The organism is Hydrotalea sp. (assembly GCA_030054115.1).
GTDB lineage: Bacteria > Pseudomonadota > Alphaproteobacteria > JASGCL01 > JASGCL01 > JASGCL01.
Window position 1 is genome coordinate 38973 of the sequence record JASGCL010000008.1, and the last position, 13939, is coordinate 52911.

A 13939-nucleotide genomic window follows, 5' to 3' on the forward strand; every position below is an offset into this window, starting at 1 on the left:
CATTATTGTCGAACATCATGGCTACCTCTTCATCGTCGATGGCCGCCAACACATCCTCGCCAAATAATTTCTTCTTATCCTGTTGGGCGATTGTCAATTCGTCAAAGAACCTTGCCAATTTTTTGGCCAGTGCCAACAGATGCCCCGGCGTTATGTCACGCGAAAATTCTTGATGATAAAAAGCCTTTATCAACGTCATCAATATCCGCAATCGTCGCCCGGTGGGCAATGGCAGGGGTTCAATCATTTCATCAATGTTTTTATTCTTTGCCATATCTGCCAACAACCTGGCATCACTATCTGTGCTATCATTCTTGTCCTTATCTGTGTTGTCATCCATGCTATTGTTAATATCATTATCGATATCATCGCCAATGTCGCCCAACGACATAATGCGCGGCAATAACAAACCATGACTTCCCATCTCTTGCGCCGCCTTAAGAAGCGCAATTCGCACCACGCCGGCACTGCGCCGATTTGGCAAATAAAGCGTCATCTTCGCCATTTCAATTTGCCAATCATCGCCGCCCATGGTGCGCGCAATTGCCACCATGCGACGCGCCAAATTTTCGGCGAAGCCAAAGCTGGCATGGATGGTGTAAACACCGCGGAAGGAGTCGCTGGATGAATCGCGGGGCGAAAAATTATCGTGGGTGGTGGGCATGGAAAAAAACTATCGGATTTTGCACCAATTGACAAGCAACTTTACAACCCAATTGACAATGGAGCGCGAAAGGAATATATTTAAAAAACAAGCGCAGAACAGATAAAACCAGCATGACCAGCCCCAATATAGAAAACCAATTTGTCATCACCGACCGGGCGCGGGCGCATTTGGCCACCATCCCCGAGGTCAAGGCCGGCCAAAAATTGCGTATCATGGTCGAGGGCGGGGGCTGTGCCGGTTTTCAATATATTTTTTCCTTCACCGACAAAACCAACGACGACGATGTGGAATTTACCAACGACGCGGTGGCGGTGGTGATTGATAAGGTTTCCTTGCCATTTGTTGCCGCTGGGCAATTGGATTTTGAAGAAAAATTGATGGGGTCATTCCTGAACATAAAAAACCCCAACGCCAAAAGCGGTTGCGGTTGCGGCAATAGTTTTTCCATCGGATAATCGCCGGCGCGGTTTATCATGACCTTTTCGGTTGCGACATTTAATATCAATTCGGTGCGGATACGCGTGCCATTGTTGTTGTCGTGGCTGGCAAAAAATAAACCCGATGTTTTGTGTTTGCAAGAAATCAAATGCGAGGAAAAAGATTTCCCGCTGATGGAATTGCAACATGTCGCCGATGGGTTGGATTACGATATTTTCATCCTCGGCCAAAAATCATACAATGGGGTTGCGACCTTTGTCAAAAAAACCCATGGCGCAAAACTTATCAGCAACAAATTGCCCAACGACCCGCCGGCCCTAACCCACAGCCGTTTTTTGGACATCGCGGTCAACGGCATACGCGTTATTAATATATACGCCCCCAATGGCAACCCGGTGTTTGACGATGGTGGCAAACACAGCGAAAAATTTACTTACAAAATCGATTGGCTAACCGCGCTTCATGATTACCTGGCCAACCTGGCGCGGGGCGAAACGCCGGTGGTGATTGTCGGCGATTACAATATATGCCCCGAGGATATCGATTGTTACGACACCAAAAAAATGGCGGGCGATGCGTTGTTGCACCCGGAATCGCGTGCCGCATTTCGCCGGTTACAATCGATTGGGTTGATTGATTTATTCCGCGCGCAATACCCGGACGAACCAATGTGTTACAGCTATTGGGATTACACCGGCGGCGCGTTTCAAAAAAACAACGGCCTGCGCATCGACCATTGCATGGCAACCGCGCAATTGGCCGACCGCTTAACCGCCATCACCATTGACCAAGACCCCCGCCACGCCGAAAAACCCTCCGACCACACACCGGTCATCGCGGTTTTTGATTTGTAGTTCCTATTAAGGCTCGATAATATCTTCAAAAGTTGTAGCAAGCTTATCAATTACAAATTGTCTTATGCTCTTGCTTGGCCTAGTAGTGATGTCACTAGATGGAAATTTCAAAACAATATCACAATGAGCAGGGTTCCCACTAATTGGGGTATGTTCTATATCAAATCGATAATCTCTCTCTGATATGTTCTTTATCTTAGAAATTATAGATTCAGAAAATCCTTTATAAACTTTTTTGCTATGTGAATTCCTATTACCCATGGCATGTATATCATCAGGATAATTAATAACTAGTCTTTTGCAATTAACAGATTCCTTATATCCATCTCTTTCTTGAAAAAAAAATGATTTTTTAATATCTAATTTATCACCATCGAAAGAAGGGGAATAAATAAGCCTATTCACTATATCATCACAATCTAACATAAGATTAAATAAAATTAATATATTTTTTCTAATATTTTTTTATCTATAATAAACTTAGAGCCATCATCACTGCAGTCCAGTGGAATATTATCTTCAAACTCAATTTCTTTATCTTTTTCTTCAAAAGAAAAATGAGCAAAAAATCCATCAAGCGTAATAATCAATCTTTTTTTATCAGATTTCCAAATAAATGAGATGTCTCCTTCACTAGCGGGTTCTATTTTATCTGGATATCTTTTATTAAAAGGTATTTTGTTTATAAATAATTTAGCCATGGTAATAGCACCCAATGTTGGCGCAATAACTCCATGTCCATTCCAATTATCGTGCAACTGAGATAAATAATTTAGTATATTTAATATATCATTTCTTGAGCTATCATTGCCGATTTTAATTTTATTAAACTCTTCATTAAAGGGCAAACGATACAACACCCCCACTGCCGCCATTTCGCTTTGCGGTGAATATGCGGGTATTGGAAGTATTACTGATATATTATTATTGTAATTTACATCAAGGTTGTTCACGATGATTTCCTTTCCCAAAGTTTATGCATTCTATCTGTGGTTATTTCAGCAAATCCCTTAACAATAGCGTCGCGAGCACCATCATACCATTCCACCAAATTATTCTTATCTTTAGGGGTGCCCCTTACTGATAGGTCGCATTTTAACATATTTCTACCATCTTTTGCAAGCTGAACAGAGGCCACTACCACCGACATAAAAGATTTATTTAAATCCTCAATAATAAAATTATAATTTAAATTTACTGTAAAAGGTTCGCGCAATATCTCTTTGCCGTCCTTATTCCAGCTCACATCTTTAAACACCTCAGAATAATTATCTGGTATATCAATTAAATTAACATAAGCAAGCTCTAATATAGATGGGATGATTTCTGTTTTTTCTTTTATTATATATTGATTAATTTTATTATAATAATTAAAAAAATTTTCTATAACTTTTTCATATCTTATGTATGCAGATTGGTCATTTTGTTTGGTCCAATTATAAATAAATTTATCTTTTTGAAATTGTATAATTTCATTCTTATTTTCTTTATTTTGCAACCAATACTTAGGCAATTGTGGCATATTGGAAAAGTTTATATTGAATGGTTGTTGCCCAATTGTGGTCGGCATATCAAGTGGTAATCTTCTATATTCAAACTTGTCTTTACCCCCCATTTCATTAAAAATATTAACAATATCAAATTCATCAATTAGCAGTTCTTTTGAGAAATTAATACCAACCACAACCTCAACCACTGGCGGCTTATCAAATGATGGCAAAGGATTATTCAATTTACTCATCTTTATATTGCGTCAGAGAGCCATAAGTCATTTACGCGCTTTTTGTCAAGGCCGCGAAGTCTTTTAGTTTTTTTAATGCCGCGCCGCTGTCGATGGAATGTTTGGCCATGGCCACGCCGTCCTTCAAATTTTGCGCCGCCCCCAACACCACCAACGCGGCGGCCGCGTTATATAACACCGCGTCACGAAAACCGGCGAGTTTTTTTGCCGCATCCGACTTGCCATCACCACCGATATTGTTTTGAAACAAATCCATAATGGCGCGGGCGTTGTAATCGGGCGTGCCCCCCTTGATGCTTTCCAACGGGTGGGTCGGTAAACCCGCCATCGCCGGCGTCACGCTTTCCATGGTTAATTTTCCATCTTGCAATTTTACCACACTGCTGGGGCCGGAAATTGATAATTCATCCAACCCGTCGTTGCCGCATGTAACCCACGCGCCAATCGCCCCCAAGTTTTTTAACGCCATCGCCATCGGTTGTAACCATTTTTTATCATAAACCCCCAGCAAATAAAATTTTGCCGACGCCGGGTTGGTCAAAGGCCCCAAGATATTAAAAATGGTTTTTATCTTTTGCTCGGCCAACATTTTTCGCGCCGGCATAACATGGCGCGTCGCCGCATGGTGTTTCGGCGCAAATAAAAATGCAAAACCCAATTTGTCCATGGCCTCCTGCACCCGGGGCAATGGGTAATCGATATTGATGCCAAGTTGTGATTGCACATCGGCCGTTCCGGCCTGCGACGTAATGGCGCGGTTGCCATGTTTTGCCACCGGAAAACCCAAACCGGCGACAACAAAACTGCTGGCGGTGGAGATATTCAACGTGCCCTTCAAATCGCCGCCGGTGCCAACAATATCAATCGCATTATCGGGGGCGGTAATTTTTGCCGCGTGGTCGCGCATCACGCCGGCGGCGGCGGTTATTTCATCGGCGGTTTCGCCCTTGGCGCTCAGGGCGCGCAGAAAATTAACCATCGCGGTTACATCCTCGGTGCCGGCCATCATCGCGGTGAAGGCCGACCGAACCTCGGCCAGTTGCAAATTTTCGCCGCGATTTAAGCTAGCGGTTAAGACATCTAATCCAATCATCGCGCCAGATGTTGCCACAGATTGCCGCGAAACAAAAGTCAAAAAATTCTTGATTATCGCCGCGCCATGTTCGGAATAATAACTTTCGGGGTGAAATTGCACCGCCGCCATGGGTAAGGTTTTATGTTGCACCGCCATCACCTGGTTGTCATCGCGGCTGGTGGCGATGGTTTGCAAATCGGCCGGCATGTTGGTAACGGCCAAGCTGTGGTAACGGGTGGCGTGAAATTCATGCGGCATGTTTTTGAACAGCCAAGCATTGTTATCGCAAACAATCGCCGACACCTTGCCATGGCGCGGCGGTTGATAGGTTTCAACGCGGCCGCCCAGTGCCTCGACCATTGCCTGCAACCCCAAACAAATGCCCAACACCGGCCGTTTTTCGCTAACGCATTGTTTGATAAGGGCGAGGGTGATGCCGGCCTCCCTCGGCGTGCATGGCCCGGGGGAGATGATTATCCCCTCGTCGCCAATCGCCATGGCCTCGGCGACCGATAATTCATCGTTGCGCCGCACCGTCAAATTGTCGCGCACGCCGCTGGCACCAAGCAGGTGCACCACGTTGTAGGTAAAACTATCGTAATTATCGATAAGCAAAAACATAGCAAAACAATAAAGCCGACCATCACGGCGAAGTCAAGTTGTCCGATAATGCTGTAAAGCTAGAAAAAATCATCGCCGATAATGTTGCGCCACCAAATAAACCTCGGGCGATTCCTTGCGGCTTGAATCGGGTTTGATATGCTTCACCGTGGTGAAGGATTTTTTTATCCGCTGGAGCAACCCGCCGCTCGCCCCGCCCTGAAAAACCTTGGTAACAAAAAACCCGCCCGGCGCCAGGTGCGCGATAGCAAAATCGCAAGCCTGCTCCGCCAGAAATAACGTGCGCAGGTGGTCGGTGCTTTGGTGGCCGGTGGTATTCATCGCCATGTCGGATAAAACGCCATCGAGTTTCTTACCCCCCAACAACGCGATGATTTCACTTTGCGATTCGTCGCGCGTGAAATCGCCCAAGATAAATTCGACATCGGGGATGGGGTCCATCGCCAACAGGTCGATGGCAATAATTTTGGCCGGATTTTTTTTATCATTATTTATTTTTTGCCGCAACACTTGCGACCAACCGCCCGGCGCGGCCCCCAAATCCACCACCGCCTGGCCAGCGTTCAACAGCCGGCATTTTTTATCAATTTCCAATAATTTAAATGCCGACCTTGCACGATACCCCATGTCCTTGGCCTGCTTGACATAGGGGTCGTGCAATTGCCGTTCGACCCAGGCGCGCGACGACGATTTTAATTTTCGATTTTCAACCTTAATCATTATATTTTATTTGCTATGTGTTTTTTAAAAAAACACGCGCTTTCGTTATTCTCAATACACCATTATCGGCCAAAAAACAAAAATTCTGCGCACCACTTGCGCCCCCGCACAAACAGCGTTAAGGTGCGACCATAAATAATAACTATAACAACATGAATGAAAATTTGAAACAACCCGCAACCGCGATTGGCATTGGCAATGTGGTTATCGACCGGCTTATCACCCTGCCGCAGGCCGAAATTTTGGCCTTGGGCTATCCTGAAAAATCGATGAGCCTTATCGATGACAAAACCGCCGATGAGATTGCCAGAAAATTCGTTTGGCGGAATAACATGGCCGGTGGTTCGGTCGGCAATTCCTTGGCCACCATCGCCGCCCTGACCCGCGTTTTTGTCGACGCCAACGCGGCGCGCCAAGTGCAATTTCACGGCGTCGCCACCGACGATGCCGGCGCGACAACATTCGAACAATCCTTTGGCGAAACCGGCGGCCAGGCAATTTTGCACAAAATAAAACAATCCCACACCGGCCAGTGTTTTTGCTTCGTCGATGACGACCATGGCGACCGCACCATGTTGGCCAATTTGGGAAGCAATCTTTTTTTTCACCATGATAAATTACAAGCAGAAACCTTGGCAACCAGCCGCCTGATATTTTTGGAAGGTTACATTTTCGACAGCCAGGACAGCAAGGCGGCGTTTGAAAAAATTGTCACCAGCAAACCACGCGGTCAACAAATCGCCCTCACCCTTTCCGACCATTTTTGCGTTATGCGCCACGGGGCGGATTTTTTAGCCCTCATCAAACAGGGCGTCGATATTGTCTTCGCGAACGAGGCGGAGATTCTTGCCCTGACCAAAACATCCGATTTTAATACCGCCATCAGCGTCGCCACCAAGCTCGCCCCCATCATCGTCATTACCCGTTCAGAAAAAGGTGTCGTGGTCTTGCAACAGGGGAAAGATATGTTGGTTGTGCCGGGTGAAAAAAATATCAAGGTGCTTGACGCCACCGGTGCCGGCGACCAATTGGCTGGCGGGTTTTTGTTCGGCCTGCTACAACATTGGCCGATGGAAAAATCGGCAAGCCTCGGCTGTCATTTGGCGGCCGCCATTATTCAACGTTGGGGGGCGCGCCTGCCAATCGACAGAACATTGCTCGCCGACTATATGAAATAAAAATGACCGGCAATAATCTTAACCAACCCCAACAGGACGCGGTCGATACGTTAGACGGCCCATTGTTGGTGCTGGCCGGTGCCGGCACGGGCAAGACGCGCGTTTTGACCCATCGGCTGGCCGAATTGATAAGGGCCGAGCGTGCCCGCCCCTATCAAATCATGGCCTTGACCTTCACCAACAAGGCCGCCAAAGAAATGAAACATCGCACCGCGCAAATTATTGGCGAGGATAAGGCGCGCGATGTTTGGCTCGGCACGTTCCATTCCATCGGGGCGCGTCTCCTCCGCCGTTACGCCGACCGCTTGGGGTTATCGTCAAACTTTACCATCATCAACCAAGACGACCAACAGCGATTGTTAAAAAATATCGCGCTCGAACAACAACTCGACCCCGAGGAATTTAACGGCAAATTATTATCGCATATTTTGAACAGCCACAAAGACCGCGCCACCAGTGCCGAACAGCAGGCGGAAGGAATCTTGCAAGAAATTTTTCAAAATTATAAACGGCAAATGACCGCGATGAATGCGGTTGATTTCGCCGACCTGATTTATTTAAATATATTATTATGGAAAAAATCGCCCGATGTGTTGGACTATTGGCAAAACCAATTTCAATATTTCTTGGTCGATGAATACCAAGACACCAACCACGCGCAATATCTTTTTTTAAAAATGTTGGCTGGCAAAACAACCAACCTGGCCTGCGTCGGCGACGACGACCAATCGATCTACAGCTGGCGCGGCGCGGATATTGGCAATATCTTATCATTTCAAAAAGATTACCCCGAGGCAAAAATTATCCGCCTCGAAGAAAATTATCGTTCGACGATGCCGATTTTAACCTGCGCCAACCATGTTATCAGCCACAACCAACATCGCCTGGGCAAGCAACTTTTCACCCCCAAGCAATCGAATGATAAGGTGCTTATCCGCGAATGTTTCGACAGCGAGCATGAATCCGAACTCATCGCCCGCGCCGTGCACCGCTACAACACGGCGGGCAATGATTTTTCGACGATGGCGATTTTGGTTCGCACCTCGGCGCAAACCCGCGCTTTGGAAACGCGGCTTAACCACCTGGCGATTCCTTACCAAGTTATCGGCGGCGCAAAATTTTATGACCGCGAAGAAATCAAGGACGCCCTGGCCTACCTGCGGCTGATTCACAGCTCGGCCGACGACCTGGCCTTTCGCCGAATTATCAATAAACCGAAACGCAGTTTTGGCGAGGTCGCGTTGGAAAAATTAGCTATCGATGCCAAGGCGCAATCGCTGTCATTGTTCGATGCGTTGCAGAAAAAAATTTCTGCTGGTTTGGAAAAGTCAGAAAAAATTCGGCAATTGGTGGCGACCATCACCGCCCTGAGCCAGCAGGTTAATAGCGACGACCATTTGGTGCTGGCCGACATGGCGTCGTCGGTGTTGGAAAAAGCTGGCTACATGGAAATGCTCCGCACCCACAAGGAAAAAATCGAGTCCGAGGGGCGCATCGACAATTTGCAACAATTATTTATTTCTATGGAAGCTTATGCAAGCTTAACTGAATATCTACAGAATGTGGCTCTCGCCACCAGCGGCGATGAAAGCGAGGACAGCAACAAATTATCGCTGATGACGATTCACGCTGCCAAGGGTTTGGAATTCCCCATCGTGTTTTTTGCCGGGTGGGAGGAGGGAATCTTCCCCAGCCCGCGCACCGTGAACGAAGAAGGGCAAAAGGGTGTCGAGGAAGAACGTCGCCTGGCCTATGTCGGCATTACCCGCGCGATGGACCATTTGATTATTTCTCATACAAAGCGTCGAATATTTTATAAAAAGGGTGGCGCATATTGGGGTGACCAACAACCGTCGCGTTTTTTAAAAGAATTGGATAAATCATCGACCATTTGGCAACGCGCCGACGGCACCTTCACCAATGCCAACGATGGGGCGCGGGTGGCATCACGGCAAGAGGTTCATGGCACAATGGCCGACCGATATGCGTCCGATAGACAAGACAGACAAGTGGCCGACAAGCAATTCAATGATTACCCGCGGGCGCAAATGCAACGCACCAACAATTCATCGCCGTTCGCCGCGAAGTTGGCCAATGCTAAACCCGCACCACAACCGGCGACGCGTGGCAATCAACAAGGCGCCATGACCTTTGGCCAATCGGTTTCGCAACCCGATAATAGCCATGGCGCGAACAATGGCGCGAACAATGGCGGCAATAGCCTTGTCGGTCGCGCGGTCAAACACCCGCGTTTCGGCCTGGGAAAAATTACCGATGTCAAGGGAGAGGTTTTCGCCATCCACTTCCACGATGATAAATCGCGCTGGGTGTTGCGCGAATTTGTCGACGTGTTGACGGCCACCCCGACAACAGGAAAAATACCGGGTAGCGTCGATAGCCGCACCGCCAGCCGTGCCTCATAAAATTATTAGTTGATGCAAGATTTTTTTGTCGCCAACCTTACCCTGCCGCAAAGCGATTGGCTGCGCCAAGAGGAAGCATTGAGCGATATATTATCAAACCACCCCGACCATCGGGTATCGATTGGTTATAACCATGCCGGCGACAATGTTGTGGTTGAAATTATTTTCAGCGCAGCGGATAAAAAAATATTACCAGAAAATTTGTTATCGGCGGTGACCATAAAACCATTGGCGGAAAAAAATTGGCTGGTCGAGCAACGGCGCGATTTTGCCCCCATCACCATCGCCGCCGGCAAAAACAACCAGCATTATCGCTGGTGGATTGCCGATTCTGATTATCGCGACGCCGCCAATTTGCCACCCTATCCGACAAAAAAATTACTGATAGATATTTCGCAAGCCTTTGGCACCGGACGGCACGGCACAACGCAATTATGCATGGATATGTTGGCGCAATTGCCGCCAAACCATCGCCGGCATAAAAAATTACGTATCCTTGATGTTGGCACCGGCACCGGTATTTTGGGGTTGGCGGCGAAGCAGGTTTATCGCCGCGCCACCATCACCCTGGCGGATAACGACGCGGTGGCGATAAACATCGCCCGTGCCAACGCGCGGCGCAATCGCCTGGCGGTCAAAAAAAATATCTTGGGTGATGGTCTAAAATGTTTTTACAAACCGCCGCGCAACCTCGCGCCCTACGACTTGATATTTGCCAATATTGTTTTTATTCCACTGTGGCGATTGGCCATGGCCATCGCCCGCGCCAGCCGTGGCCACGGCTTCGTCATTTTGTCGGGCATCACCGTGGCGCAGGAAAATACTATACAGCGACGTTACGAACAGGTTGGATTTTTATTACAACATCGCAAACAACAGGGCGATTGGGTCAGCCTGTTATTCAAAAAAACAACCAGCAAGCAATCTAAAAAAAATTAGGATTGAAGCTAGAATCAATCTTTTTTATTTGCTATGGTGTGGCGAAATTTTTAATTTTATTACCAAATATATTATCAACATAATCAATCGACGTCACGCAATTATGAAAACGGCAAAACAAACCAACCACGCCCCACAAACCGCTGGGTCACCCAACGCAAGTGACGGCAACAACGCCAATCGTTCGATGCTGATGGAGCAGGTGGCGCGGAAAAATCGCGACCTTGACCATCAACAGGTCGAACAAGTGATGCGCGATATTATTGACGAGATGGCAAAACATCTTATCGATGGCCACGACATTGCGGTGCGGCAACTTGGCGCGTGGAAATTAAAAAAACGCAACGCAAAAAAAGTGCGCAACCCAAAAACCGGCGAGGCATTGATTGTCGAGGGTCGCGAAACCGTTCATTACAAACCCAGCCGCCATGTGTTCAACGTGCTTAACCCGCACATCAAAAAAACCGACCGCAATAAAAAAGCAACCTCCAGCGCAAGATGAAAATTATTTCTGGCACCGCCAACCAACCGCTTAGCCAAGCGATCGTCGATTACTTGGCGACGACAAAAAAAGTTCCTGGCTTATCGCTGGTTAATCGCAACATCACCCGTTTTGCCGACAAAGAAATTTACGTGGAAATCAGCGACAACATCCGCGGCGAGGATGTGTTCCTTATCCAGCCGACCCATTCACCGGCCAACGACCATGTGATGGAATTATTAATATTGCTCGACGCGTTAAAACGTTCGTCGGCGCAACGTATCACCGCGGTTCTGCCCTATTACGGCTACGCGCGGCAAGACCGCAAAACCGCGCCGCGCACCCCCATCACCGCCAAACTGGTCGCCAAAATGTTGGAGGCCGCCGGTGCCGACCGCATCCTAACCATGGATTTACACGCCGGCCAGATTCAAGGATTTTTTGAAATCCCGACCGATAATTTATTTGCCATGCCGCAATTTGGCATCGAATTAAAACAACGCTACCCCGACCCGGAAAAAATTGTTGTCGTCTCGCCCGATGTCGGCGGCGTTCTGCGCGCCCGTAATTTGGCAAAACGACTTGATTGCGATTTGGCGATTATCGACAAACGCCGCCCGCGCGCCGGCGTGGCCGAGGTCATGAATATCATCGGCGACGTGCGCGACATGACCTGCATCATGGTTGACGATATTTGCGATTCGGCCGGCACATTGGTCAATGGCGCGGAGGCATTGGTGCGAAGCGGCGGGGCGAAGGAAGTCATCGCCTACATCAGCCACGGCGTGTTTTCACCGCCGGCGGTCGAACGAATTTTTAATTCGCCGCTGACCGAACTGGTCACCACCGATTCCATCCAATTTACTGAGGACGTAAAAAACTGCCAAAAAATAAAAAAATTCTCGGTCGCGCCATTATTCGGCGAGGCCATTCACCGCATTCACAGCAACGAATCGGTTTCCGATTTGTTTGCGTAAAACATGATTGCAAAAAAATAATTGTCCATTATTTTTTCCGATTTTTTTTATGTCCCCCTATTATCTTCGCCCCTATTCGCGGCCGACCATTCCGCCATTGCAACGGCAATTTGCCAAATGGGTGCGGGCGCAGGGCGGCGACGCCGATGACAACCTTGGCGCGACCATCAATCATCTGTTGCTAACCAGCTATGTTTTTTTTGGCGACGACGAAGAAATTTTTCACCGCAGTCATTTGGAATTGCGCGGCACATTATTAAAAATGGAACGCGACCACGACAATGGCAAGGATTTGATAAACAGCCTGCGCGACAACGAACGCCGCCTGCCCGACCGCCTTATCGATGGCTTCAAGGTTTCGGATTTCCCACCCTACATCACGGCATTAACATTATATTTAAATTTTCTAAAATCCGCCGTACCCCAAAAACCAAACTTCCCTTGATTTTTTTTGGTGTGAGGGTTCTATTCTCCCTCATCTTCTTCTATAGAAAGTGTTGCATCCAATTCTAATTTTTCTATTGTAGGAATTTCTTTACCAGCAATTCCTTGTAATTCGCCATACATACCAACCGTCGAATCGACGACTACGGAAAGCATTTTTCTTCTTTCGGCCCATATTTTTTTCATGGCTCTTTCTTCTTTTGCAGTTCCTTCATATAAAAATTGGTAAGCAGATATAATTGCTTCAATTTTTTGCTTAAAGTTTGGACTAATAAGATATTGATATACTTCTACCGCTTTATTTTCTACGTTTTCATTAGCAGTAGCTGTTTCAGATACCCTGATAACAGCACGACGCAATACCATTGCCAGCGGTAAAGCCATAGCAAGCGAGACGATGTAAACACCATCTCTTTGGTCTATTGGTGCTGAATCTTTTGGCAAGGTGTTAGTCGCAATCACTGAGACCTCTGCCGCCAATTTTCTTTGCTCTGTTTTTAATTTCTCAATCCATTGCTTTGAGAAACCTTTAGTGTTTTTTGTTTCCCACAAAATTATACCTGCTTTTTTACCTTTATTATAAACTGTTTGTATAAAATCTGCACCCTCTATGCCTTTTGGAACCTCATCTATTTCATCTTCTGGAAATTCTTCTTTAAGCCTTCTTTCAAAATCTAATTCAAAGACTTCTCCTTGCGCTTGTTGCGAAACTTGTGAGTTTGCTCTCTTGGCTTCTTCTAACTTTTTCTGAGTATCTTCTTTTTCTTTCTTCAATAATAAAATTTGTTGGTCTTTGTCGTTTATTTGGTTAGAATATTTCTGCTCTATATCTTTTTCTTTTATAGATAATTGAATCTTATTTTTCTCAGCTAATGCAACCTCTACTTTTTGTTTTTCCTGTTGTGCCAACGTTATAGCCCTCTTCTCAACTTCAATATCTATGGATTTTTCTTTTTCTTCTGCCATCCGTAGTTTTTTATTTGCCTCTAATTGGTCATTGCGCGCCTTATCTGTAATCTTTTTTTGCTCCATCAACTGATTTTGCAAATCTGCTTTTTCTAAATTTTCTTTATCTTGAATCTCTTTACGAATTTTTTCCGCCAATTGTTTTTCGCGTGCTTTAGCTTCATCCTTATTGATTCTTTCCGCCTCGCTTAAACGTTGTTGCACAACCGCTTCTATATCGACGGCATCATGCAAGGCAAAGCTTTGCTTGCAATGAGGGCAAACTATTATTTCTTTATTTTCAACCATTTTAATCTATCTTTGATAGAATTGTATTTATACCGCACTTTATTGTCAAGTGTTTTTTAAAAAGTATCAATTCCACCATGCGCGGCCGACCACGCCATGGGGTCGGCCATGAATTGTTCGACCAGCG

15 protein-coding genes are annotated in these 13939 nt (G+C 46.6%); 8 read left to right on the forward strand and 7 right to left on the reverse strand.

Going from position 1 to position 13939, the window contains the following annotated elements; all coding sequences use genetic code 11:
• Positions 1 to 664, reverse strand: a 664-nt coding sequence (locus QM529_02940; protein ID MDI9313619.1) for a hypothetical protein, incomplete at its 3' end; no start/stop codon positions are given.
• 113 nt (positions 665 to 777) lie between these two features.
• Here QM529_02940 and QM529_02945 point away from each other — a divergent pair.
• Both QM529_02945 and xth read left to right on the forward strand, forming a co-directional pair.
• Entirely contained in the window at positions 778 to 1122 is a 345-nt protein-coding gene (locus QM529_02945) for an iron-sulfur cluster assembly accessory protein (protein MDI9313620.1), read from the forward strand.
• Positions 1123 to 1140: 18 nt separating this feature from the next.
• Positions 1141 to 1959 carry an exodeoxyribonuclease III gene (gene xth, locus QM529_02950; GenBank protein MDI9313621.1) on the forward strand — a complete coding sequence of 273 codons (819 nt, stop codon included), beginning with the start codon at positions 1141 to 1143 and terminating at the stop codon, positions 1957 to 1959.
• 6 nt (positions 1960 to 1965) lie between these two features.
• On the opposite strand, the gene QM529_02955 is transcribed toward xth, so the two are convergent.
• The 5 genes from QM529_02955 to QM529_02975 all read right to left on the reverse strand — a co-directional run bounded on the left by QM529_02955 (position 1966) and on the right by QM529_02975 (position 6116).
• Positions 1966 to 2385 carry a hypothetical protein gene (locus QM529_02955; protein MDI9313622.1) on the reverse strand — a complete coding sequence of 140 codons (420 nt, stop codon included), beginning with the start codon at positions 2383 to 2385 and terminating at the stop codon, positions 1966 to 1968.
• Positions 2386 to 2399: 14 nt separating this feature from the next.
• Positions 2400 to 2912 (reverse strand): hypothetical protein, encoded by a 513-nt coding sequence (locus tag QM529_02960; GenBank protein MDI9313623.1) that lies wholly within the window; start codon positions 2910 to 2912, stop codon positions 2400 to 2402.
• A complete protein-coding gene (locus QM529_02965; protein ID MDI9313624.1) occupies positions 2909 to 3700 on the reverse strand; it encodes a TIGR04255 family protein in 792 nt (263 codons plus the stop codon). Before QM529_02965 ends, QM529_02960 begins: the two co-directional genes overlap by 4 nt.
• Before the next feature lie 31 nt (positions 3701 to 3731).
• Entirely contained in the window at positions 3732 to 5396 is a 1665-nt protein-coding gene (gene trpD, locus QM529_02970; GenBank protein MDI9313625.1) for an anthranilate phosphoribosyltransferase, read from the reverse strand.
• 69 nt (positions 5397 to 5465) lie between these two features.
• Positions 5466 to 6116, reverse strand: coding sequence for an RlmE family RNA methyltransferase (locus QM529_02975; GenBank protein MDI9313626.1), 651 nt, complete (start codon positions 6114 to 6116; stop codon positions 5466 to 5468).
• Positions 6117 to 6268: 152 nt separating this feature from the next.
• Here QM529_02975 and QM529_02980 point away from each other — a divergent pair, with 152 nt between their 5' ends.
• The 6 genes from QM529_02980 to QM529_03005 all read left to right on the forward strand — a co-directional run bounded on the left by QM529_02980 (position 6269) and on the right by QM529_03005 (position 12559).
• Positions 6269 to 7294, forward strand: coding sequence for an adenosine kinase (locus QM529_02980; protein ID MDI9313627.1), 1026 nt, complete (start codon positions 6269 to 6271; stop codon positions 7292 to 7294).
• 2 nt (positions 7295 to 7296) lie between these two features.
• Positions 7297 to 9717, forward strand: a complete 2421-nt coding sequence (locus tag QM529_02985; GenBank protein MDI9313628.1) for a UvrD-helicase domain-containing protein — start codon at positions 7297 to 7299, stop codon at positions 9715 to 9717.
• 12 nt (positions 9718 to 9729) lie between these two features.
• On the forward strand, positions 9730 to 10656 hold the full coding sequence (locus QM529_02990) for a 50S ribosomal protein L11 methyltransferase (GenBank protein MDI9313629.1): 927 nt from the start codon (positions 9730 to 9732) through the stop codon (positions 10654 to 10656).
• A gap of 103 nt (positions 10657 to 10759) precedes the next feature.
• Complete coding sequence (locus QM529_02995; protein ID MDI9313630.1) at positions 10760 to 11158, forward strand: HU family DNA-binding protein; 399 nt, start codon at positions 10760 to 10762, stop codon at positions 11156 to 11158.
• A complete protein-coding gene (locus QM529_03000) occupies positions 11155 to 12114 on the forward strand; it encodes a ribose-phosphate pyrophosphokinase (protein MDI9313631.1) in 960 nt (319 codons plus the stop codon). The genes QM529_02995 and QM529_03000 overlap by 4 nt, the downstream gene beginning before the upstream one ends.
• A 49-nt stretch (positions 12115 to 12163) precedes the next feature.
• Positions 12164 to 12559 carry a hypothetical protein gene (locus tag QM529_03005; protein MDI9313632.1) on the forward strand — a complete coding sequence of 132 codons (396 nt, stop codon included), beginning with the start codon at positions 12164 to 12166 and terminating at the stop codon, positions 12557 to 12559.
• Between the two features lie 20 nt (positions 12560 to 12579).
• Here the strand turns inward: QM529_03005 and QM529_03010 are convergent, their stop codons facing one another.
• On the reverse strand, positions 12580 to 13812 hold the full coding sequence (locus QM529_03010) for a DUF2130 domain-containing protein (protein ID MDI9313633.1): 1233 nt from the start codon (positions 13810 to 13812) through the stop codon (positions 12580 to 12582).
• Positions 13813 to 13939 lie beyond the last annotated feature (127 nt).

Bases quoted from the DNA above. Each gene is read 5' to 3' on its own strand.
- QM529_02945 (MDI9313620.1), top strand. From the start codon at position 778: ATGACCAGCCCCAATATAGAAAACCAATTTGTCATCACCGACCGGGCG.
- xth (MDI9313621.1), top strand. From the start codon at position 1,141: ATGACCTTTTCGGTTGCGACATTTAATATCAATTCGGTGCGGATACGC.
- QM529_02955 (MDI9313622.1), bottom strand. From the start codon at position 2,385: ATGTTAGATTGTGATGATATAGTGAATAGGCTTATTTATTCCCCTTCT.
- QM529_02965 (MDI9313624.1), bottom strand. From the start codon at position 3,700: ATGAGTAAATTGAATAATCCTTTGCCATCATTTGATAAGCCGCCAGTG.
- trpD (MDI9313625.1), bottom strand. From the start codon at position 5,396: ATGTTTTTGCTTATCGATAATTACGATAGTTTTACCTACAACGTGGTG.
- QM529_02975 (MDI9313626.1), bottom strand. From the start codon at position 6,116: ATGATTAAGGTTGAAAATCGAAAATTAAAATCGTCGTCGCGCGCCTGG.
- QM529_02980 (MDI9313627.1), top strand. From the start codon at position 6,269: ATGAATGAAAATTTGAAACAACCCGCAACCGCGATTGGCATTGGCAAT.
- QM529_02985 (MDI9313628.1), top strand. From the start codon at position 7,297: ATGACCGGCAATAATCTTAACCAACCCCAACAGGACGCGGTCGATACG.
- QM529_02990 (MDI9313629.1), top strand. From the start codon at position 9,730: ATGCAAGATTTTTTTGTCGCCAACCTTACCCTGCCGCAAAGCGATTGG.
- QM529_02995 (MDI9313630.1), top strand. From the start codon at position 10,760: ATGAAAACGGCAAAACAAACCAACCACGCCCCACAAACCGCTGGGTCA.
- QM529_03000 (MDI9313631.1), top strand. From the start codon at position 11,155: ATGAAAATTATTTCTGGCACCGCCAACCAACCGCTTAGCCAAGCGATC.
- QM529_03005 (MDI9313632.1), top strand. From the start codon at position 12,164: ATGTCCCCCTATTATCTTCGCCCCTATTCGCGGCCGACCATTCCGCCA.
- QM529_03010 (MDI9313633.1), bottom strand. From the start codon at position 13,812: ATGGTTGAAAATAAAGAAATAATAGTTTGCCCTCATTGCAAGCAAAGC.